This window comes from Streptosporangium sp. H13245, assembly GCF_055690525.1.
The window spans coordinates 14,358-34,021 of the sequence record NZ_JBSZKT010000005.1 but is presented as its reverse complement, the minus strand read 5'-3'; the positions used below and the strand labels follow the sequence as shown (position 1 = coordinate 34,021).

Annotated in this window: 20 protein-coding genes; 10 read left to right on the top strand and 10 right to left on the bottom strand. The window is 71.2% G+C overall.

All coding sequences use genetic code 11. From position 1 onward, the window contains the following. Nucleotides 1–192: 192 nt before the first annotated feature. The 3 genes from ACW9TB_RS11750 to ACW9TB_RS11740 form a co-directional block, all read right to left on the bottom strand. Entirely contained in the window at nucleotides 193–984 is a 792-nt protein-coding gene (locus tag ACW9TB_RS11750; RefSeq protein ID WP_472748008.1) for an alpha/beta fold hydrolase, read from the bottom strand. Nucleotides 985–1,132: 148 nt separating this feature from the next. Then, nucleotides 1,133–1,846 (bottom strand): alpha/beta hydrolase, encoded by a 714-nt coding sequence (locus ACW9TB_RS11745; RefSeq protein WP_472748007.1) that lies wholly within the window; start codon nucleotides 1,844–1,846, stop codon nucleotides 1,133–1,135. Between the two features lie 62 nt (nucleotides 1,847–1,908). Continuing rightward, entirely contained in the window at nucleotides 1,909–2,229 is a 321-nt protein-coding gene (locus tag ACW9TB_RS11740) for an ATP/GTP-binding protein (protein ID WP_472748006.1), read from the bottom strand. 234 nt (nucleotides 2,230–2,463) lie between these two features. On the opposite strand from ACW9TB_RS11740, the gene ACW9TB_RS11735 reads away from it, so the two are divergent. From ACW9TB_RS11735 to nucS, 5 genes are all read left to right on the top strand, one after another. After that, nucleotides 2,464–2,904 carry a hypothetical protein gene (locus ACW9TB_RS11735; protein WP_472748005.1) on the top strand — a complete coding sequence of 147 codons (441 nt, stop codon included), beginning with the start codon at nucleotides 2,464–2,466 and terminating at the stop codon, nucleotides 2,902–2,904. Continuing rightward, the gene (locus ACW9TB_RS11730) at nucleotides 2,901–3,356 is read left to right on the top strand and encodes a winged helix-turn-helix domain-containing protein (RefSeq protein ID WP_472748004.1); all 456 of its coding nucleotides are present in this window, start codon (nucleotides 2,901–2,903) and stop codon (nucleotides 3,354–3,356) included. Before ACW9TB_RS11735 ends, ACW9TB_RS11730 begins: the two co-directional genes overlap by 4 nt. Further along, nucleotides 3,353–4,231, top strand: a complete 879-nt coding sequence (locus ACW9TB_RS11725) for an ABC transporter ATP-binding protein (protein ID WP_472748003.1) — start codon at nucleotides 3,353–3,355, stop codon at nucleotides 4,229–4,231. The genes ACW9TB_RS11730 and ACW9TB_RS11725 overlap by 4 nt, the downstream gene beginning before the upstream one ends. Then, on the top strand, nucleotides 4,228–5,382 hold the full coding sequence (locus ACW9TB_RS11720; RefSeq protein WP_472748002.1) for an ABC transporter permease: 1,155 nt from the start codon (nucleotides 4,228–4,230) through the stop codon (nucleotides 5,380–5,382). The genes ACW9TB_RS11725 and ACW9TB_RS11720 overlap by 4 nt, the downstream gene beginning before the upstream one ends. 166 nt (nucleotides 5,383–5,548) lie before the next feature. Next, the gene (gene nucS, locus ACW9TB_RS11715) at nucleotides 5,549–6,208 is read left to right on the top strand and encodes an endonuclease NucS (protein WP_329091017.1); all 660 of its coding nucleotides are present in this window, start codon (nucleotides 5,549–5,551) and stop codon (nucleotides 6,206–6,208) included. 130 nt (nucleotides 6,209–6,338) lie between these two features. Here nucS and ACW9TB_RS11710 read toward each other — a convergent pair whose 3' ends face one another. Next, nucleotides 6,339–6,959, bottom strand: coding sequence for a Scr1 family TA system antitoxin-like transcriptional regulator (locus ACW9TB_RS11710; RefSeq protein WP_472748001.1), 621 nt, complete (start codon nucleotides 6,957–6,959; stop codon nucleotides 6,339–6,341). A gap of 412 nt (nucleotides 6,960–7,371) precedes the next feature. Between ACW9TB_RS11710 and ACW9TB_RS11705 the strand changes: the two genes are divergently transcribed. The 5 genes from ACW9TB_RS11705 to ACW9TB_RS11685 all read left to right on the top strand — a co-directional run bounded on the left by ACW9TB_RS11705 (nucleotide 7,372) and on the right by ACW9TB_RS11685 (nucleotide 11,973). Beyond that, on the top strand, nucleotides 7,372–8,217 hold the full coding sequence (locus tag ACW9TB_RS11705) for an ABC transporter ATP-binding protein (protein WP_472748000.1): 846 nt from the start codon (nucleotides 7,372–7,374) through the stop codon (nucleotides 8,215–8,217). Between the two features lie 46 nt (nucleotides 8,218–8,263). Next, complete coding sequence (locus ACW9TB_RS11700; protein WP_472747999.1) at nucleotides 8,264–9,106, top strand: ABC transporter permease; 843 nt, start codon at nucleotides 8,264–8,266, stop codon at nucleotides 9,104–9,106. Next, entirely contained in the window at nucleotides 9,064–10,473 is a 1,410-nt protein-coding gene (locus tag ACW9TB_RS11695; protein WP_472747998.1) for a sensor histidine kinase, read from the top strand. The genes ACW9TB_RS11700 and ACW9TB_RS11695 overlap by 43 nt, the downstream gene beginning before the upstream one ends. A 3-nt stretch (nucleotides 10,474–10,476) precedes the next feature. Continuing rightward, complete coding sequence (locus tag ACW9TB_RS11690) at nucleotides 10,477–11,100, top strand: response regulator (RefSeq protein ID WP_472747997.1); 624 nt, start codon at nucleotides 10,477–10,479, stop codon at nucleotides 11,098–11,100. A 267-nt stretch (nucleotides 11,101–11,367) separates the two neighbouring features. Further along, a complete protein-coding gene (locus ACW9TB_RS11685; protein ID WP_472747996.1) occupies nucleotides 11,368–11,973 on the top strand; it encodes a TetR/AcrR family transcriptional regulator in 606 nt (201 codons plus the stop codon). 86 nt (nucleotides 11,974–12,059) lie between these two features. Here ACW9TB_RS11685 and ACW9TB_RS11680 read toward each other — a convergent pair whose 3' ends face one another. From ACW9TB_RS11680 to ACW9TB_RS11655, 6 genes are all read right to left on the bottom strand, one after another. Next, a complete protein-coding gene (locus ACW9TB_RS11680) occupies nucleotides 12,060–12,377 on the bottom strand; it encodes an STAS domain-containing protein (protein ID WP_472747995.1) in 318 nt (105 codons plus the stop codon). Nucleotides 12,378–12,598: 221 nt separating this feature from the next. Further along, nucleotides 12,599–13,192 carry a response regulator gene (locus ACW9TB_RS11675; protein ID WP_472747994.1) on the bottom strand — a complete coding sequence of 198 codons (594 nt, stop codon included), beginning with the start codon at nucleotides 13,190–13,192 and terminating at the stop codon, nucleotides 12,599–12,601. A 49-nt stretch (nucleotides 13,193–13,241) separates the two neighbouring features. Continuing rightward, a complete protein-coding gene (locus tag ACW9TB_RS11670; protein ID WP_472747993.1) occupies nucleotides 13,242–14,363 on the bottom strand; it encodes a sensor histidine kinase in 1,122 nt (373 codons plus the stop codon). 118 nt (nucleotides 14,364–14,481) lie between these two features. After that, nucleotides 14,482–15,279 carry an ABC transporter permease gene (locus tag ACW9TB_RS11665; RefSeq protein WP_472747992.1) on the bottom strand — a complete coding sequence of 266 codons (798 nt, stop codon included), beginning with the start codon at nucleotides 15,277–15,279 and terminating at the stop codon, nucleotides 14,482–14,484. Beyond that, the gene (locus tag ACW9TB_RS11660) at nucleotides 15,276–16,349 is read right to left on the bottom strand and encodes an ABC transporter ATP-binding protein (RefSeq protein ID WP_472747991.1); all 1,074 of its coding nucleotides are present in this window, start codon (nucleotides 16,347–16,349) and stop codon (nucleotides 15,276–15,278) included. Before ACW9TB_RS11660 ends, ACW9TB_RS11665 begins: the two co-directional genes overlap by 4 nt. A 95-nt stretch (nucleotides 16,350–16,444) precedes the next feature. After that, nucleotides 16,445–19,609 (bottom strand): S41 family peptidase, encoded by a 3,165-nt coding sequence (locus ACW9TB_RS11655; protein WP_472747990.1) that lies wholly within the window; start codon nucleotides 19,607–19,609, stop codon nucleotides 16,445–16,447. Nucleotides 19,610–19,664: the final 55 nt, after the last annotated feature.

Sequence of the window (19,664 nt, the reverse complement as noted above, 5' to 3'; positions counted from 1 at the left end):
GTCCCGCCGTAACGGTCCACCGGCTTCTCGTCTCGCCGTAACGGTCCACGGGCGGATCGAGGACTATCCGGTCCCATCCCCGGGTGACGAAGCGCCCGGTGGACGTGGCCCCGGCGGTCACCGTCATCGCCGCGCTGTCCGGCGGGGGCGCTGCCAACCATCCCATTCCGATGGCCGCGACGACCGCGCCGCTCATCCGCGAGGCGGTGATCCTCCGGCGAGCTCGGCGACGAAGCCGGACACCGCCCGGTTGAACGCCTCGGGCTGCTCGATCGCGCTGAGGTGACCGGCCTTCTCGATCACGGCCAGCCGCCCGTCGGGCACGGCCTCGACCATCGCGCCCGCGTCGGCGGGCGGGGAGATCTCGTCCTCCTCGCCCACGATCACCAGGACGGGCGCCTTGAGCGCCCGCAGCGTGTCGAAGGAGTCGGGGCGGCCCGCCATGGCCCGCTGCGCCCAGGCGACGGCCGTCGGCGGGGCCGACTGGACCAGCCCGCGCACCCGCCCGAACACCATCGCCCTGCGCCGTACGGTGGTCTGGCCGACCAGCCCGGGGAGCACCTCCTCCAGCAGGACGGACGTGCCCTCCTCCAGCACCCCGGCGGCGATCCGCTCGCGGTTGGACCTGGCGGCCTCCGGGTCGGCTCCCGCCTTGGTGTCGGCGAGGATCACCCCCCGCAGCCGGTCGGGGTGGCGGCGGCACATGGCCATCGTCACGTAGCCGCCCATGGACAGCCCGCCGACGACCGCGCGGTCGATCCCCTCGTGGTCCAGCAGGCGCGCGACGTCGTCGGCCATCACGTCGAGGGAGGGCTCGTCCTCGCCCAGCGGCGAGCCGCCGAAGCCGCGCAGGTCGGGGGTGATGACCTTGCAGACCGAGGACAGGCCCTCCCGCTGGGCCAGCCACATGGCCGATGACAGGGGGAACGCGTGGAGGAGGACGACAGGAAGCCCCTCTCCCGCCGACCGTGTGTACAGCTGCACGCAGTCCACCGTATTCCCGGGGCTCCCACCTGACACCCCCGATTCCACAGCCGTTTGTGACGTTGTGGTAACTCCGCCGTCAACGAACGGGACCAGCCCGGCGATACGGCGACGAAGATCCCGTGAGGGGTCCGAACCGGACAGGGTCCTACGAGCCGGGAGCCTCGGTGGGCAGGGGGTGGGCGGCCGGGTTCACCCGCAGGACGATCCGGTCGAGGACGATGCGCACGTACGGCTCGCCGACCCACAGGTGCTTGGCGTCGTCCACCCCGACGACCTCGGCCTGGGGCACCCTGGCGAAGCGCTCGCGGGCCTGCTCGGGGCGCAGGTAGTCGTCGAACTCCGGGATCATCGCGGTCAGCGGCCGTCCGAACTCCGCCCACGCGTCGAGGTCGGCGTCGGTGGCCCGGTGCAGGGGCGGGGAGAGCAGGATCGCGCCCTCCACCAGCGGGTCGCGGCCCCACTTGAGCGCCAGCTCGGTGCCGAAGGACCAGCCGAGCAGCCAGACCCGGGGCAGGTCGTGGAAGTCGGCGTACTCCAGGGCGGCGGCGACGTCCAGCCGCTCGTCCTCTCCCCCGCCGAAGGCGCCCTGGGAGGTGCCCTGCTCGGAGGTGGTGCCGCGCGTGTTGAACCGCAGCACGGCCAGGTCGGCGAGGGCGGGCAGCCGGTTGGCCGCCTTCTTGTAGACGTGGCTGTCCATCATGCCGCCGTGGGTGGGCAGCGGGTGCAGGCAGACCAGCGTGGCCACCGGGGGCCGGTCGGCGGGAAGGGCCAGCTCGCCGACGAGCGTCAGACCGTCGCCGGTGTGCAGCTCGATCGGCTCCCTGCGCGCGGGCAGCACCGTAGAGGCCCGAATCTCCATGTCTCTCCTCGAATCCGCTTCGACCGGTCACCGGCCGGTGTGTCCGCTCCGGCCACGGCCGGTCAGTATCTGCTTCGGCCGGGACCGTGCCTGGCCCGGTTGCGCCAGCACGCGGTGTGCCAGTGCCTGCGCTCGTCCTCCCCGCCCTGCCAGGCGGGCCAGCTGACCAGGTGCGGCAGGCCGGGCCTGATCTCCTGGTCACAGCCGGGACAGCGGTAGACCTTGTCCGCCCCGCCGCCGGTGACCCTGCGCACCTGCCAGTCACCGTCGGGCCACTCCTCCGTACGGTCGACGCCCGGCACGGAACCGCCGACGGGGCGGGCGAGGCCCCGGTTGCCACCGCGGTCGAAGGGGTCGGCGCGGCGGGCCCTGCGGGGGCTCACGACAGGTCTCGGAGACCCCGGGCCCCCGCCGCCTCACAAGTGCTCGTCATCGCTCTCCAACCCCGCCCACAGGTCCGCCCCACATGGCGAACCGCCGTTCCGGCATCGCAACAGTCTCCCAGAGAGGTACCGGCTACCCCAAAAGCTGGGTCGATAGCCAAAGAACGGATAGAAAGTACTTGAATGATAGTTGAGTAACAAGTACCGTTTGAACGCATGAGCAGAGGAGGAGACATGAAGGAGGAGCTAACTCCGGAGGAGGCCCTGCGGCGGATCGGCGAGGTCGGCCGGCGCACCCGGCGCCCCGCGCGTGTCGTCGGCCTGCTCTACACGGTCGTCGGCCTGAGCACGATCGTCTACTGGCCCGTCATGTTCCTCGGCCCCGTCTGGTCCAGGGCCGCGGCCGGGATCGCGTGGATCACCCTTACCGTCCTGTTCGCCGGATACCTCGGCGGCATGAGGGTTCAGGACCCGGAGGTCACCTGGGCCAACAAGACGAAGGGCCCCGTGACGATCTCGTACGTCGTCCTGGTCATGATCGTGTTCCTCTTCGGCACGTTCCTCCTCCCCGACGCCCCGGGCACCGGCTGGAGCGCGGCGCTGATCGCGCTCGCGGTCTGCGCGAGCGTCCCGCTCCTCTACGCGGCGTGGCGTGTGCTGCGGGCGGAGCGGTGAGCGAGACGAACAGCGCGAACAGCGCGAAGGAGACGGACCCCCCGAACCCTGCCGCGGGCGACGGTACGGGCGGCAACACGGGCAAGGCCGCACGCGGCACGGGAAACACCGGAGGCGCGGGAAACGCCGGGAGCGCGGCGCGCGGCGCGGGCTCGCATCCCCGGCACGACCTCGACGACGTCATCCACGCGCCCGTCCGGCTGTCGATCATGGCCGCCCTGTCGGTCACCGACAAGGCCGAGTTCCGCTTCCTGCGCGACACGATCGAGATCAGCGACTCACTGCTCTCCAAGCACGTCATCACCCTGGAGGAGGCCGGCTACGTGAACGTGGAGAAGGCCTTCGTGGGTAAGCGTCCACGCACCTGGCTGGCCATCACCGACGAGGGCCGCCGGGCGTTCCATGACTACGTCTCCGTGCTGAGACGCCTCACCGAGGGATCCTCCCAATGATCGAGATAGACGACCTGCACAAACGATACGGCGACAAGACCGCCCTGGGCGGTGTGACGTTCTCCGTGAGACCGGGCGAGATGTTCGGTTTCGTCGGAGCCAACGGCGCGGGCAAGACCACCACGATGCGGATCCTGATGGGCGTGCTCACCGCCGACTCGGGTTCCGTACGCCGCGACGGCAAGGTCCTGACGTTCGACGACCGGCGCCGGTTCGGCTACATGCCGGAGGAGCGCGGCCTCTACCAGAAGATGAGGGTCGCCGAGCAGGTCGAGTACTTCGGCAGGCTCAGCGGCCTGACCTCGGGCGGGGCGAGAAAGGCCACCGGCGACCTGCTCGAACGCCTCTCGCTCACCGAGCGCGCGAACGACGTGGTGGACGCGCTCTCCCTGGGCAACCAGCAGCGCGTGCAGCTCGCGGTGGCGCTGGTGCACGACCCGGAGGCGCTCATCCTGGACGAGCCCTTCTCCGGGCTGGACCCGCTGGCCGTCGACGCGCTGGCCGAGGTGCTCGCCGAGCGCCGCGCCGCGGGCGTGCCGGTGCTCTTCTCCAGCCACCAGCTGGACCTCGTCGAGCGGCTCTGCGACTCGGTGGGCATCATCTCCGCCGGGCGCATGGTGGCCAGCGGCGCGGTCGAGGACCTCCGCGACCGTGAGGGACGCGGCCGGCTCAGGGTGGTCGTCAGGGACGCCTCCCCCGGCTGGGCCGCCGCACTGCCGGGAGAGGTCGTCGAGAAGGGCGACGAGGTCCTCGTCTCGGGCGTCGAGGACGACGGCCAGGAGATCCTGCGCCTCGCGATCAAGGCCGGAAGGGTCGACCACTTCGGCTGGCAGCGCCCCACACTCACCGAGATCTTCAGGGAGGCCGTCGCATGAACGGGCTGTGGCTGGTCGCGCGGCGGGAGATCGTCACGCGCGGCCGTACGAAGGCGTTCGTCATCGGGCTCGTGGCCAGCGTCGTCCTGGTCGGGGCGGTGGCGTTCCTGCCCAAGCTCTTCTCCGGGCCCGACTCCTACACCGTGGGACTCACCGGGGCGCGGTCGCAGGCGCTGGGACCGGCCCTGTCCGGCGCGGCGAAGGACGTGGAGCTCACCGTCAGGGAGTTCCCCGACGAGGCCGCCGCGAGCGGCGCGGTGAGCGCGGGCGACGTGGACGCCGCCGTGGTGGACGGCCGCAGGGTGCTCGCCGACGGCGAGGTGGACCGCGAGCTCGGCCTGCTCTTGGAGACCGCGAACCAGACCACCCAGACCCAGCGGCAGCTCGCCGAGGCGGGCCTCGACCCCGCCAAGGTGGCCGAGGCCATGCGGGTCGCCCCGCTGGAGCAGGTCTCCGTCGGCGCCGACGCCCGCTACGCGGGCGTGCGGGTGGGCATCGCGTCCCTGCTGGTCATGGTGCTGTTCTTCCTGCTCATCTACTCCTCCATGTACGTCGCCATGGGCGTGGTCGAGGAGAAGGGCAGCCGGATCGTGGAGATCCTGCTGACCTCGGTCCGGCCCTGGCAGCTGCTCGGCGGCAAGATCGTGGGACTCGGCGCACTCGCGCTGGCCAACATGGCCGTGATCATCGTGGCCGGTCTCGGCGCGGCGGCGGCGACCGGGCTCGCGGCCGACCTGCCCCCGGGCATGACGGGCATCGTGGTCAGCGCCCTGTTCTGGTTCATCCTCGGATACGCGTTCTTCGCCGCGATGGCGGCGGCGCTCGGGTCGCTGGTGTCCAGGCAGGAGGACGCGAACAGCGTCCTGACCCCGATGACGATGCTCATGATGATCGCCTACCTGGTCGCCTACTTCGCCGCGGTCCAGCCGAACAGCCCGGTGGCAAAGATCCTGTCCCTGGTGCCGCCGTTCTCCTCGATGGTCATGCCGGTCAGGATGGCCGGGGGCGAGGTGCTCCTCTGGGAGATCGCCGTGGCGGCGGTCCTGATGCTCCTGGCGACGGTGGGCACCCTGCTGCTCGGCGCCCGCATCTACAGCCGCGCGGTCCTGCGTACGGGCGCCCGCGTCAAGCTCTCCGAGGCGATGCGCTGACCCTCCCGGCGTGGCTCCCCGGACCGTACGGCCGGGGAGCCCGTCTCCGCCCGCCAGGCCGTACGGACGCCGTCAGGTCTTGAACCGTCCGGCCGGACATCGAGTCATCGGGCCGACCGGACGGATCACGGGGATCCGGGCCCCGTCCGGCCGATAGGGTTCGGTCATGCGTCTGGTCATAGCGCGGTGCAGCGTGGATTACGTCGGGAAGCTCACCGCCCATCTTCCGATGGCGCCCCGGCTCATCCTCATCAAGGCCGACAGCAGCGTCTCCATCCATGCCGACGACCGGGCCTTCAAGCCGCTCAACTGGATGAACCCGCCGTGCAAGCTCCGCGAGGAGGAGGGCACCTGGACGGTGACCCACGGCAAGACCGGTGAGAAGCTCGTCCTCACCATGGAGGAGATCATCCACGACACCAGTCACGAGCTGGGCGTGGACCCGGGCCTGATCAAGGACGGGGTCGAGGCCCACCTCCAGGAGCTGCTCGCCGAGCACATCACCACCCTGGGCGCGGGCTGGACGCTCGTCCGCCGCGAGTACATGACGGCCATCGGCCCCGTCGACATCCTCTGCCGCGACCACACGGGCGCGTCCGTCGCCGTGGAGCTCAAGCGCCGGGGGAACATCGACGCGGTGGAGCAGCTCACCCGCTACCTGGAGCTGATGAACCGCGACCCCCTGCTCGCCCCGGTCGCCGGAATCCTGGCCGCCCAGAGCATCGCCCCCCAGGCCAAGACCCTGGCCGAGGACCGGGGCATCCGCTGCGTCACCCTCGACTACGACGAACTACGCGGCATCGAACGCAACGACACCCTCTTCTGACAACCACGGGCCTCGCCGGTTCAACGCGCTCGGCGCGAACCAGGCTCGGACCGTGCCGCCCCGGCGGTCGGCCTTCCGGCGGGAATGTCCACGACGCGATCCCGCGACCGGGGGACGCCTGCTCCGTCGGTCACGCTCCCCGGCCGGGTGCCAGGTGCGGGGTGTGCGTCCTGACCGCTTCGAACAGCCGGGCCTTCGACGGATTCACCATCGCCTTTCCGGCAACGGTCACGGTCGGTACGGTCTCGTTCCCGTCCGCGACCGAGCGGACGAACGCCGCCGCCTCGGGATCCCTCCAGATGTTGACCTCGCTGTAACGCAGCCGCGTGAAGCGCAGGCGCGTGCGCAGCTTCATGCAGTACGTGCAACCGGGGCGCCAGTAGATGACCACGCCCCGGTGGTCGGCGTTCTCGTACGACGTCGTCCGGCCCCAGCGGGGCAGGTTCGTGACGACGAGCAACGCGATGACGAGAACAAGGAACGCGAAGAACATGAGGGAAGTATCCCAAGTCGCTCGTGACCTGACGGCATGGACCCCGCAGACCCAAGCACTCCGCGCGAACGTGGCCCTCGCCGAATCCGCGCTCCGCGCGAACCAGGCTCGGGCCGTGCCTCCCGGCCCCCGCGCTCCCCGGTCGTTCTGTATGTAGCTCTCCGTCTGAAGCAGGCCGGGCACGAACTCGGCCTCGTACACCCGCAGCGACGTCGCCTCGGACTCCAGCCCCACGTACGCCTCGAACCAGTCGGGCACCGCCTCTCCGTACGTGTGCCACCACCCGCGCTACCGCGCCTCGCGGGCGAGTGTCAGGAGCCGGTCGGATTCCGGTGCCCGTACGTCGTAGACGGCGATCAGCGCGCGGACGTCGCTCGGCTGGGCTCGCACCAGCCAACGCGGCGCACGCCCGTACCGAACTACTCTCAGCAACGATTCGGTTACGCGTGGGGGAAGTCGCCGCGTTCAAGAGCGCGCGGCCGGTGAGTGCGGCCGGGGTTACCGGTGGCCGGTCACCGGCGGCAAGGTCGTCTGGTGCGTGATCGGGTGATCCCGGCGGCGAGAGGTCACGTATCGAGGGATGACGGCCCCCGCGTCCTCCGTTCGGTGGACATGGGGCTCCATCGAACGTTGGTGCCGCAAGATCCGGGCGGGCGCGACGCTTGGGGGCATGGAGGACACAGCGGTAAGAGTGAGAGGCCTGACCAAGCGCTACGGCGACGTCCAGGCCGTCGGGGGGATCGATCTCGACATCCGCGCGGGCGAGGTGTACGCGATCCTGGGCCCGAACGGGGCCGGGAAGTCCACCACGGTGGAGATCCTGGAGGGGCACCGCGCCCGGGACGCCGGGGAGGTGAGCGTCCTGGGCGTCGACCCCGGCGAGCCCACCCGCCTGTGGCGCTCGCGGATCGGCATCGTGCTGCAGACGGCCAACGACGTGGCCGAGGCGACCGTACGGGAGACCGTGCGGCACTTCGCGGGCTACTACCCCGGCGCCAAGGACCCGGACGAGGTGATCGAGCAGGTCGGGCTGACGGAGAAGGCCGACCAGCGCATCCGGAAGCTCTCGGGCGGCCAGCGGCGCCGGGTGGACGTCGCGCTGGGGGTGATCGGCAACCCGGAGCTGCTCTTCCTGGACGAGCCGACCACCGGGTTCGACCCGGAGGCCCGCAGGCAGTTCTGGGGGCTGATCGAGGGCCTGGCCCGTGGCGGTACCACGATCGTGCTGACCACCCACTACCTGGACGAGGCCGAGGCGCTGGCCAACCGGGTGGCCGTGGTCGCCGGGGGCCGGATCGTGGCCGAGGGCGAGCCCAAGACCCTGGGCGGCAGGGCCACCGCCAAGGCCGTGGTGAGCTGGTCCGACGAGGGTGAGCGCCGCTCCCTGGAGACGGACACGCCGACCAGGACGATCCTGGAGCTGACCGGCCGCTTCGACGGCGAGGTCCCCGAGCTGGCCGTGACCCGCCCCACCCTGGAGGACGTCTACCTCCGTCTCATCGAGACCCCCGCCTGATCATCCCCGTCCGAACGCAGACCGATCCCCCGAGGTGATCAGCCAGATGAGCCAGACCCTTGCCCGACCTTCCGCCCCGGCCGTCGAGGCCGGACTACCTTCCGCGATACGGCTGGGGCTGTCGCGGACGGCCGTCGAGACCAGGATGTTCTTCCGCGAACGAGACGCGGTGATCTTCACCTTCGCCTTCCCGATCGTCATGCTGGTGCTCTTCGGTTCGATCTTCTCGGCCGATCTGGAGGGAACCGGCCTGACCGTCTCCCAGCTCTACGTGGCCGGGCTCATCGGGACCGCCGCGATGACCGGGTTCCAGAACCTCGGGATCAACGTCGCGATGGACCGCGACGACGGCACGCTCAAACGGCTCGCGGGCACCCCGCTGCCCCGGTCCTCCTACTTCATGGGCAAGGCCCTCAGCACCCTGTTCGTCTCCTTCTTCCAGGTCGTCATCCTGATGGCCATCGGGGTCGCGCTGTTCGGCCTGAAGCTGCCGTCGGAGGCGTTCCGCTGGGTGACCTTCACCTGGGTGTTCGTGCTCGGTGTGATCAGCTCGTCCCTGCTCGGTGTCGCGATCAGCAGCCTGCCCCGGTCGGCCAAGAGCGCCAGCGCGGTGATCGCGATGCCGTTCGTGGTGCTGCAGTTCATCTCCGGGGTGTTCATCCCCATCGGTCAGCTGCCGTCCTGGGTGGTGAACGTCGCCTCGATCTTCCCGCTCCGGTGGATGTGCCAGGGTTTCCGATCGGTCTTCCTGGGTGACGCCGGAGTCACACTTGAGGTGATGAAATCGTATGAACTCAATCGGATCGCCCTGGTTCTGGGAGCCTGGGTAGTCGGAGGACTGGTGCTGTGCCTGCTGACGTTCCGCTGGAAGAGCCGCCGCGACGGATGAACCGGGCCGACCGCGCCGAACCTCCCGGCCGGGGAGCGGGTTCCCACGCGTGGGAGTCGCTGCGTGGCTGGGAGGTGCTCCTGGTCATCGGGACGCTCCTGCCGACCGTGTGCGTGGCGACCGACGCCGTACCCCTGCGCGAGCAGGTGATCGTGGCGGGCTGCCTGATCACGGTCCTGCCGCTCTATCTCCTGCTCGGCCGCCCCGCGATCGTCGCCGAGGACCGGCGGCGGGGGGCGCTCTACATCGTCCTGCTGGTCGTGCTGTTCACCCCCGCCGGGCTCAGCGCGTCGTACGCGACCTTCGCCCTGTTCGGGCTCTGCCCGCAGTGCTTCATGGTCTTCCCCGCCAGGCGGGCGATGATCGCCGTGACCGCGCTGAACCTCTCCCCGGCGATCCGGTACGTCTTCCTGTCCGGGGCGCCGGAGCCGTTCAACTTCCTGATGGTCACCACCATCGTCATCTTCTTCTCCGCCATCTTCGGCATCTGGATCGAACGGATCACCCGGCAGAGCGAGGAGCGGGCCGCGCTCATCGAGGAGCTGGAGAGCAGCCGGGCCAAGGTCTCCATGCTCTCGGCCGAGCGCGGGGCGCAGGCCGAGCGCGAACGGCTCGCCGTGGAGATCCACGACACCCTGGCGCAGGGCTTCACCAGCATCATCATGCTGATCCAGGCGGCCGAGGCGCAGCCGGACCCGTCCCGCCACCTGGCGCTGGCCATCCGGACCGCCCGGGAGAACCTCACCGAGGCCCGCCTGCTGGTCACCACGCTGAGCCCGGCACCGCTGGACGGCTCGACCCTGGACGAGGCGCTGCGGCGGCTGACGAACCGCCTCGGCGAGGAGACGGGCCTGTCCACCGGGTTCGAGGTGCACGGGGAGTCCCGGCCGCTGAGCGCCCCGGCCGAGGTGGTGCTCGTCCGCGCCGTCCAGGAGGGCCTGGCCAACGTGCGCAAGCACGCGGGCGCGAAATCCGTCGCGGTCTCGATCGCCTACGGGGACGGCTCCGTACGGCTGGAGGTGCGCGACGACGGACGCGGTTTCGAGCCGTACGACGGCCAGGGGTACGGCCTGCGGGGCATGCGCGCCCGCGTGGAGCAGGTCGGCGGGACCCTCTCCGTGACGGGACTCCCCGGCGAGGGAACCGTGCTCGAGGTGGTCGTCCCCGCCGACCGGCCCGCCCTCACCGCCGACGACCCCGGCGACTCCGACCTCCCCGATCTCCCCGACGTCCCTGACATCTCCGGCGTCTCCGGCATCTCTGGCGTCTCCGACGTCCCCACCGGCCGGACCGGCCGGGCCCAAACCGAACACGTCGGCCGACGTGACGGCACCGACCGGCTCGACCGGCCCGGCCAGAGGGTGTGACACATGCTTCGCGTGATGATCGTCGACGATCACCCGGTGGTCCGCGAGGGCCTTCGGGGCATGCTGGAGGCCGACCCCGGGATCACGGTGGTGGGCGAGGCGGCGTCCGGGGACGAGGCCGTCGTACGGGCCGGGGAGCTCACACCGGACGTGATCCTGATGGACCTGCGGATGCCGGACGGGGACGGGGTGAGCGCCACCTCGCGCATCCTCACCGGGCGGCCGGAGAGCCGGGTGGTCGTGCTGACCACCTACGAGACCGACGCCGACATCGTACGGGCGGTCGAGGCCGGTGCGGCGGGATATCTGCTGAAGGACACCTCCAGGGCCGACCTGCTCGCCGCGATCCGCTCGGCGGCGCGCGGGGAGACCGTGCTGTCGCCGTCGGTGGCGACCAGGCTGGTCACCCGGATGCGGGCCCCGGTGGCCGAGTCGCTGTCGCCGCGCGAGACCGAGGTGCTCTCCCTGGTGGCCGGGGGGCTGACCAACGCGGAGATCGGCAGGGCCCTGTTCATCAGCGAGACCACGGTCAAGACCCACCTGCTGCGCGTCTTCGGCAAGCTCGGCGTCTCCGACCGCACCGCGGCCGTGACCACGGCCCTGGACCGGGGCCTGCTCACCCGCTAGCCTCCCTCCGCCGGGCGGTCGCGGACCACGGCCGGGGCCCCCGGCCGCCCGCGACGAGCCGCACGCCGTTCACCCGTCAACGGAAAGAACTTGACCGACTACTCAGACTTGTCACCTTCTTGCACGGAGGATGTAAGCAATAACACAGCAACTCTTCCACAAAAAGGATCTTGCACCCATAATGGTTGATTCCGGGGGCCAGAACCATGAGGTGGAAGTGATAAAGCGAGTATCTGTCAACCTCACGCTGATCCGCGGGAGCTTGACATGAACGGACGGTCCTACCGGGGAATGTCGGCGGACGAGCGGCTTGCCGAACGCAGGGAACGCCTGATCTCCGCGGCGTACATCCTTTACGCCGATCCCGGATTCCCCGAAACGACGATCGAGAGGTTGTGCGCCGAGGCACGCATCTCCAACCGCGCCTTCTACGAGTGTTTCTCAGGGCGCGACGAGCTGATGCAGACCGTGTACGACCGGTGCGTGCGCGAGACGCTGGACGCGATGTCGAAAGCCATCGAGCAGGCCCCCAACACCCTGGCCGACCGGGTCAAGACGGGTCTCACCAGCTACATCGGCTTCGTCACCGACGACAGGCGCCGCGCGCGGATCATGCATCTGGAGGTACGCAGGGCGGGCGACTGTCTCGTCACCTCCAGGCAGTCGGCCGTCGCGGCCCTCATCAGGACGATCGAGTCGAACGTCGCCGACCTTCCGGAGGTGACGAAGGCCAACCAGCGGCTCCTCGCGCTGGGCATGATCGGAGCGATCCAGGAACTGCTCATCGAGTGGGTCCTGGCCGACGACCCGCCTCCGGTCGCCAAGCTGATCGACACCGCCACGCACATCTTCCACAGGTCCTTCGTGACCTGACTTCAGGCACAGGACGAGGACGGGCCCGCCGGGCCCGTCCTCCGGCATGTCCCGGCGCCGCCCCGAACCCCGGCGGCTTGTCCGGATCAGGCCACCGCGGCCACGGGAAGCTCGACGGCGAGGACCCGGTTGAGCCGGGTCACCGCCAGCACCCGCATCACCCTCGGCGGCACCCCCCGCAGGATGAGACGGCGTTCCGCGCCCACGGCGCGGCGGTGCGTGCCCACCAGCACCCCGAGACCGGTGGCATCGATCATCTCCAGCCTGGAAAGATCCACGATCAGGTCACCGCGCCCGGAGTCGACCGCCTCGTGCAGCCTCGGGCGCACCCGGGCGACGGTTCCCACGTCGAGACGGTTCCCGACGCCGACCACTTGGGCCCGGTGGTTACCAGGGACGCGCATACCTCCTCCTCACGCCCGGCCACCGAGGAGAGGCGGCCCGGCACAACGGCGATGCGTCACGTCACCACGGCGAGCAGGTCACGCACCGCATTCATACGATGTCAAAACGCACAAGAAGGTACGAACCTCCTTCGCTCTCGACGCCACCCTCCGGGCTTCCAGCGTCACCTCTTCCGGCGGACATGGGAGTCCCTTGCCCGAATCAAAGGAGAAAACGCGGTTTAAAGCCAACCTTTCTGCTGAGCCGCCCGGATCGCGGTGATCCGGTTGGCCGCGCCGAGCTTGGCGATGGCGCTGGACAGGTAGTTGCGTACGGTGCCCTGGGTGAGGTGGAGCGCGGCGGCGATCTCGGCGACCGAGGCCCCCTGCGCGGCCAGTTCCAGGGAGCCGCGCTCGCGCTCGGTGAGAGGGCTCTCCCCCGCCATCATCGCCGAGGCGGCCATCTCCGGGTCGAGATAGCGCCCGCCCGCGTGGACCTTGCGGATCGCCGTCGCCAGCTCGTCGGCGGAGGCGTCCTTGGGGATGAAGCCGCGCACCCCGGCCGCGAGCGCCCGCCGCAGGTGTCCGGGCCGCCCGAAACTGGTCAGCATCAGCACCGCGTGGCCCGGCAGCGTCTCGGCGACGCTCAGCCCGTCCATCCCCGGCATCTCGATGTCCAGCACGACGACGTCGGGCCGGTGCTCCAGCACGGCCGCCGTCACCAGGTCCCCCCTGGCCACCTCGGCCACCACCTCGATGTCGGGCTCCAGGCCGAGCAGGGTGGCGATCGCCTGCCTGACCAGGTGCTCGTCGTCGGCCAGGAGCACCCGGATCACCGCACCGCCCCGGCGGGACGGCCCGGCGCCGTGGTCGTCGTCCGGGTCATCACTCTCCCTCCAGCGGAACCGTCGCCCGCAGCCTGAACTCCCCGGGGCCGCCGGGACCCGCCGTGACGGCTCCGCCGATGGCGGCGACCCGCTCCGACAGCCCGACGAGGCCGGTACCGCCCCGGCCGTCCATTCTGCCCACCCCGTCGTTGGTCATCTCCAGCACGACACTCCCCTCGCGAAGCGTGATCGTGATGCCGCACCTGGTGGCGGAACTGTGCCGCAACACGTTGGTGGTGCCCTCCCTGACCACCCAGGCCAGCAGGGTGGCCGTCCCCTCGGGGACCCGGTCGCGCGGCGTCTCCAGCGTGCAGCGGATGCCGCCCGCCTCCAGCACCGCGGTCATCGCGCGCAGCTCGGCGACGAGGTCGACCGTCCGGTAGCCGCGTACCGCCGCGCGGATCTCCTTGAGCGTCTGCCGCGCCAGGATCCGTACCTCGCCCATCTCCACGGCGGCCCGCGTGGCGTCCACCCCCGACAGCTTGGCGGCCACCTCGCTCTTGACGGCGATCGCGGAGAGGCTGTGCCCGACCAGGTCGTGCAGGTCGCGGGAGAAGCGGAGCCGCTCCTCGGTGACGGCCAGCCTGGCCTGCGCCTCCCTGCCCTCCTCCGCGGCCCTGACCGTCCGCCAGAACCAGAGCTGGATCCGGTTCGCCCACGGCGCCGACACGGCCACCGCGAGGTAGGCGCCGATGGCGGGCGCGGCGATCTCCGCGTACGGCGGCGCGACCTCGGCGAGCCCGGGACCGGTTCCCGGCGGCGCGAGAAGCAGGCCGACGGCGGTCGCCACGACGGTGACGACGACCGTGGCGGACCTGCTCACCAGCAGCGCGACACCCGACGCCCAGGCCGGGCCGAGCAGCCCCCAGGACCAGGGGTCGCCGTTCTGGGTCAGCAGGAGGATCAGTACGACCACGGCCGAGGCGACGATCTCGCCCCTCGCGGCGACGCCGTCCACGGCCGCCTTGAGGATCCTCATGTAGAGAACGGTGAAGATCACCAGGCCCGGCATCCCGACGACCAGCAGGAGGAGCCCGGGTCGTTCGTCCCCTCCCCCCAGCTCACCGAGGGGACCGGCCCAGGCCAGGACGATGCCCATGGTCAGGGTGAAAATGGTCATCCGGCGGAACCGCTGGAGGGGAGACCGCCGCTTCCTCAGGGGAGGCACGGAGGGGATGAGACGCGCGAGGCGCCCCATCCCGTTTTTAACGATCTCAACTGACATCTCGTTACGAACGTTAGCCGTGCCGGGGCTCCCAGCGGAACAGCCACCGGGCCAGCAACCCGGCCACCACGATCCAGCCCAGCAGGAGCCCGAAGGAGGGCAGCGCGGCCACCCACTGTCCTCCCATGCTCAGCGCCTCCCCTCCCCCGGAGAGGTGGTCCCCGCCCAGGAAGGCGGTGCGCGCGATCTCCACGACCGGGGTCGCGGGGAGCAGCGCGGAGACCTGGCCCAGCACGCCGGGCAGCGTGTCGGCGGGGAACGCGATCGGGGCTCCGACCAGCACGACCATGAGCACCGGCAGCACCGTCACCTGGGCGAGCTCCGCGTTCGGCGTGAGACCCGAGAAGGCGGCGGCGAGCAGGCAGAACAGCGTGACCCCCAGGACCGCGACGGTCGCGAGCATCGGCACGTTGGCCACCGCGATCCCCTCGGACCGCTGCATCCAGACGGCCAGGAGCGCCACCTGGGCGAGATAGAGCACGAGCGCCCCGAGGGCGGCGCCGCCGAGGATCGCCGGGCCGGACGGCTGGCCCGCGCGCAGCCGCTTGAGCACCAGTTCCTCGCGCCGGGCGGTGAAGGAGTTCACCAGGTTGATGAAGACCGCGAACACCAGCATCAGCCCCGGCAGCCCGGCCAGCACGAAAACCCTCCCGGCCACGCCGTCGATCTTCTCGGCGCCGACGGCCTGGGTGTACACCCAGGCCATCAGGAGCGGCAGCAGGAGCACGTTGAACAGGACCGTGGTGTTCCTGCCCACCAGGGTCAGGTCGATCCTCGCCAGCCGCACCGCGTGCAGCACGTCGGCTCTCATGATCGCTCGCCTCCGCTCCCGGTTCCCGCCGCCACCGGACCGTCGCCGGTGCCCTCCCCGGCCACGCGCATGAAGACGTCCTCCAGGGTTCCCCGGCGTACGGCGAGCCGTTCCAGGGTCTCGCCCCGCGCGTCGGCCCAGTCCAGGAGCCGCCGGACCGCCGCGTGCGCGCGAGCCTCCGCCCGCGCGCCGGTCAGGGTGTAGGTGACCCCCGTACCGGCCGCGTCGCCGCCGTCGCCGCCGTAGGTCAGCACCGGGGCCACGTCGCCCAGCGAGGGAAGATCCCCGAAGACCCAGGAGATACCGGGGAGGCGGAAGGAGATCCGGTCGCCCGACCCGGCCACCACCTCCTCGACGGTGCCCTGGAGGTGGATCCGGCCCTCGTGCATGATGGCCAGCCGGTTGGCGAGGCGCTCGGCCTCCTCCAGGTAGTGGGTGGTGAGCAGCACCGTGGTGCCCCCCGCCCGCAGGTCCTCGATCACCTTCCAGGTGGCGCGGCGCGCCTCGGGGTCCATGCCGGTGGTCGGCTCGTCCAGGAAGAGCACCTCCGGCCGGGAGATCACCGCCAGCGCGAGGTCGAGCCTGCGCCGCTGGCCGCCGGAGAGCTGCCGCACCCGGGTCTTGGCCTTCCTGCCCAGCCCCGCCGCCTCCAGCGCGTCCACGGTCCCACGCCGGTTCCCCGAGGTCTCCGCGCGGCCCGCGTCCCGGCTCAGCCCCTCCCAGAGGCCGACGGTCTCGGCGACCGTGAGGTCACCGAGGAAGCCGCCCTCCTGCAGCATGATCCCCACCCGGGGCCGCAGCCTCCGGCGCTGCCTGACCGGGTCGAGCCCGAGCACGCGGACGCTGCCACCGGTGGGGGACCTGAACCCCTCCAGGACCTCCACCGTGGTGGTCTTTCCGGCGCCGTTCGTGCCGAGCAGGGCGAACAGCTCGCCCCTCGGGACGGTGAAGGAGACACCGCGCACCGCCTCGAAGTCCCCGTACGCCTGCCGGAGCCCGCCGACCTCGATCACGTCGCCGAGGCCGGCGGTCGCGGCGCCGGGTGGTTCCGTCACCTGTGGTGTTGTCATGGCGACAATCGTCGTCTTCCCGCGTTTGAGCAGGTAGTCGTTGATATCACCGGAAAGGCAGTGATCTTTAAGATCTTTTGGATGACAAATGTCAACTACGGGCGGGGCGGCAGCGCGGGACGCCGCCGCGAGGGCCGGGTGGCGGGGTCGGGCGGGGTCGCCGCCGGGCGCTCGTCCAGCGCGGCCAGCGCGAGCCGTACCGCCTCCTCGATCTGCGGGTCCCTCCCCTCCGCCCAGTCGTCGGGGGCGATGTCGACCTCGACGTCGGGATCGACGCCGTAGTTCTCCACGCCCCAGCCCAGCTCCTCGAACCAGAAGGAGTACTTGGGCACGGTGATGTGCGAGCCGTCGACCAGGCGGTGGGCGTCCTCGATGCCGATGACGCCTCCCCAGGTACGGGTGCCCACCACGGGCCCGAGCTTGTGGATCTTGAAGGCCGCGGTGACGATGTCGCCGTCGGACCCGGCGTTCTGGTTGGTGATCGCGACCAGCGGGCCGCGCGGCGCGTCCTCGGGATAGGTGATCGGCGTCATGCCCCGGGGCAGGTCCCAGGCGATGACCCGGCGGATCAGCTTCTCGATGACGAGCTCGGAGGTGTGACCGCCTCGATTCCCCCGTACGTCCACCACGAGCCCCTCGAAGGTCATCTCCCTGCGCAGGTCGCGGTGGAACTGCGCCCAGCCCTCGGCCACCATGTCCGGGATGTGCAGGTAACCGAGGCGCCCGCCGCCGAGCTCCCTGACCCGCGCCCGGCATCCGGCCACCCAGTGCTGGTAGCGCAGGCGCCGGTCGTCACGGAGCGGCGTGACGACCACCCGGCGGCCACCGACAAGGGTCAGCTCGACCGGCTTGTCGGCGGCACCCACCAGCAGCCGCGCGGGCCCCTCGGGCGGCACCGGGCGGCCGTCGACCGCGAGCAGCGCCTCTCCCGGCTGGACACCCGCCCCGGGACCGGCCAGCGGCGAGCGGGCGTGCACGTCGGAGGACTCGGCGGGCAGCACCCGGTCCACCCGCCAGCGGCCGTCGTCGCCCCTGGAGAGGTCGGCGCCGAGCAGCCCGATCGGCTCGGAGGCCGGGTAGCCCCAGGGCGCGGCGTCGACGTAGGCGTGCGAGCTGCCCAGCTCCCCCAGCACCTCCCAGAGCAGGTCGGCGAAGTCGTCGGCGGTGGCGACCCGGTCCACCAGCGGCCGGTACTCCTCCAGCACGGCCTCCCACTCGACGTCGGCCATGTCCTCGACCCAGAAGTCGGCGCGCATCCGGCGGCCCGCCTGGGCGTAGGCGTGCCGCCGCAGCGCCCGGGGGTCGGCGGTGATCCGGATCCTGGACAGGTCGACGGTCGCGTCGTCGCCGTTCTTGCCGCCCGGCTTGCCCCCCGCGGGGCGGACCGTGAGCGTGCCCTTGTCGCTGACGACGAGCTGCGTGCCGTCACCGCTCACCCGGTACCAGTCGAGCTTCTCGACCACTTCCTCCCACTTGCGCTTGACCAGGTCGTAGCGGTCCAGCGCCGGGCGGGGCGCCTCGCCCCCCACCTCGCCCCGGTCCTCGCCGAGTTCCCCCGCCAGCGGCTCCCGCAGCCAGACGAACCCGCCCTTGACCGCGCGCAGGTCCGAGTAGCGGCCCTCGGGCACCGGCACCTGCACGACCCTGGCGGCGATGCCCTCCAGGTCCACGGTGGCCGCGCCGTCGTCCTTCTTGTCGTCGTCGCCGGAGCCCGAGCCGGACTCGGCGGCCCGCCCCGCGGAACTGGGCGCGAACGGGGACGGCGTGGCCGCGGACAGCGGCACCAGGTAGGGCCGGTAGCCGAAGGGGAAGGACATGTCGAAGGAGTGCGCGTCATAGACCGGGTCGAAGCCGCGCCGCGACAGGAACGCCAGATAGTCCCCCGCGAACGCGGGTGAGATGTCCACGAACCGGCCGTCGGTGACGTCGGTGACGACCCGGTCCGCCACCCTGGCCAGCCTGATCCTGCGCAGCTGGGTGCCGTCCGGGTGCGACCAGGCCAGCCAGGCCGAGTCGGGCGACCAGGTGAGCCCCTGGATCTCCCCGTCGGCCCCGGCCAGCTCCACGGCCTCCCCCGAGGCCACGTCGACCAGCAGCAGCCGCCCGTCCCTGGCGGTCACCGCGATCGTGTTCCCGTCGGGCGCGACGGCCAGGTCCCCGACCTCGCCCAGCGCGCCCACGGCGATCCTGCGGCTCTCCCCGCCCCCCGCCGGGACGATCTCCAGCCCCTGTGTCTCACCGTCGTCGAAGACCCACACCACGCGGTCGTCGCCGAGGATCCGAGGCCGCCCCGCCGACAGGCCGGTGCTGAGCTGCCGCGCCGGGCCGTCCCGGTGGGTCACCCAGTGCACCGTCCCCTGGACCTCCACCGCGCTGGCCCGCCCGGTCGCGTCCACGGCCAGGTCGTGCAGCCGCCTGCCCGCGTGGACCTGGTATGGCTGCCGTCCGCGCAGCGGGGAGCCGAGGGTGACGTCGAGCTTGCGGGCCTCGGCATCGAGATCGTCCAGGAGGTAGAGGTCCCCGGCGTTCTGGTAGACGATCCGGGTCCCGTCGGTGGTGGCGTGCCGGGCGTAGAAGACGTCGTGGTCGGTGTGGCGGCGCAGGCCGGTACCGTCCGGGTCGCAGGAGTAGAGGTTGCCGACGCCCTCGTGGTCGGAGACGAAGACGAGCCGTCCCCCGACGAGCATCGGGTCGGCGAGGTGTCCGTTCAGATCCGCCAGGATCCGGGTGAAGTCGCCGTCACCGCGCCGCACCCACAGGCGGCCCGCCGTGCCGCCCCGGTAGCGCTTCCAGGCCGCCGGGTCGCGGGGAAGCCCCCCGGCCAGCAGCGCCACCGCGTCCCCCGTCACCGACAGGTCGTTGACCGGGCCGTACGGCAACCGCTCGACGCGTCCCTCACCGAGCACGTAGGCCCAGGTCTGCGAGGTGGACGGCTGGCCGGTCGCGCTGATCGCGAGAACCTCGCCGCCCGGCGTCCAGCCTCGGGTGCGCGTCCGCGCGTCCCCCCAGTAGGTCAGGCGCTCCGCGGAACCGGACTCCAGGTCCGCCAGGTAGACCTCGGGAGCGCCGTCGCGAACGCTGGTCCAGGCGACCTTGGTGCCTTCGGGCGAGAGGCGGGGGTGGCTCGCGGGGGCCCGGTCCGAGGAGAGGCGCCACGCCCGCCCGCCGTCCGCCGGGGCCGCCCAGACGTCGTCGTCGGCGACGAAGGTCAACGTCTCGTGGGAGATGTGAGGGAATCGCAGGTAGAAACCAGAAACCATCGACAAATCATATTGTCCACTATCAGGTTAATCAGGAGAGTTTTTCCTGCCGATA

Bases quoted from the DNA above. Each gene is read 5' to 3' on its own strand.
- ACW9TB_RS11745 (WP_472748007.1), bottom strand. From the start codon at position 1,846: ATGGAGATTCGGGCCTCTACGGTGCTGCCCGCGCGCAGGGAGCCGATC.
- ACW9TB_RS11735 (WP_472748005.1), top strand. From the start codon at position 2,464: ATGAAGGAGGAGCTAACTCCGGAGGAGGCCCTGCGGCGGATCGGCGAG.
- ACW9TB_RS11725 (WP_472748003.1), top strand. From the start codon at position 3,353: ATGATCGAGATAGACGACCTGCACAAACGATACGGCGACAAGACCGCC.
- ACW9TB_RS11720 (WP_472748002.1), top strand. From the start codon at position 4,228: ATGAACGGGCTGTGGCTGGTCGCGCGGCGGGAGATCGTCACGCGCGGC.
- nucS (WP_329091017.1), top strand. From the start codon at position 5,549: ATGCGTCTGGTCATAGCGCGGTGCAGCGTGGATTACGTCGGGAAGCTC.
- ACW9TB_RS11705 (WP_472748000.1), top strand. From the start codon at position 7,372: ATGGAGGACACAGCGGTAAGAGTGAGAGGCCTGACCAAGCGCTACGGC.
- ACW9TB_RS11700 (WP_472747999.1), top strand. From the start codon at position 8,264: ATGAGCCAGACCCTTGCCCGACCTTCCGCCCCGGCCGTCGAGGCCGGA.
- ACW9TB_RS11690 (WP_472747997.1), top strand. From the start codon at position 10,477: ATGCTTCGCGTGATGATCGTCGACGATCACCCGGTGGTCCGCGAGGGC.
- ACW9TB_RS11685 (WP_472747996.1), top strand. From the start codon at position 11,368: ATGAACGGACGGTCCTACCGGGGAATGTCGGCGGACGAGCGGCTTGCC.
- ACW9TB_RS11680 (WP_472747995.1), bottom strand. From the start codon at position 12,377: ATGCGCGTCCCTGGTAACCACCGGGCCCAAGTGGTCGGCGTCGGGAAC.
- ACW9TB_RS11670 (WP_472747993.1), bottom strand. From the start codon at position 14,363: ATGACCATTTTCACCCTGACCATGGGCATCGTCCTGGCCTGGGCCGGT.
- ACW9TB_RS11665 (WP_472747992.1), bottom strand. From the start codon at position 15,279: ATGAGAGCCGACGTGCTGCACGCGGTGCGGCTGGCGAGGATCGACCTG.
- ACW9TB_RS11660 (WP_472747991.1), bottom strand. From the start codon at position 16,349: ATGACAACACCACAGGTGACGGAACCACCCGGCGCCGCGACCGCCGGC.
- ACW9TB_RS11655 (WP_472747990.1), bottom strand. From the start codon at position 19,609: ATGGTTTCTGGTTTCTACCTGCGATTCCCTCACATCTCCCACGAGACG.